At 50.1% G+C, this 633-nt stretch carries 1 pseudogene; it reads left to right on the forward strand.

Annotated features, from left to right (window positions below):
* A pseudogene (locus R7040_RS27520) lies at positions 1-633 on the forward strand (phospho-sugar mutase); the annotation flags it as partial.

Below are 633 nucleotides of genomic sequence, written 5' to 3' on the forward strand. Positions count from 1 at the left end.
TACCGTAAAACCATGAACGAAAATGCTCTGCTGACTCCTGATAGCAACACCGATATTTCTATCGCTTACACTGCGATGCACGGTGTTGGCGCAGACATGGCAGAAACGTTACTTGCTGACGCTGGCTTTAAAAAAGTGGCCAGTGTTGCGGAGCAGCGCGAACCTGATGGCACATTCCCTACAGTTAACTTCCCAAATCCAGAAGAAGCAGGGGCCATGGACATGGTCATGGCGCTCGGTAAATCCGTAGATGCGGATATCGCCTGTGCAAACGACCCAGATGCAGACCGTTTCGCCGTCGCCGTAAAACGCCCAGACGGTGAATACCAAATGTTAACTGGCGACCAAGTTGGTTCATTGTTTGGTGATTACTTGCTAGAGCAACAGCCGAACTCACTGGTCGGTAACACCATCGTGTCATCTCGTCTCTTGAGCAGCATCGCAAAAGCGCATGGCGCAGAGTATTACCAAACGCTAACAGGCTTTAAATGGCTAACCAACGTCGCGATGAGCCAAGAAACCGAGCAACATCCGTTCTTGTTTGCTTACGAAGAGGCGCTTGGCTACACCGTTGGCAATAAGGTGTGGGATAAAGATGGTTTGTCCGCGATTGTTGCGTTTTCGCAATTAACC

The organism is Vibrio sp. 1069 (assembly GCF_033340555.1).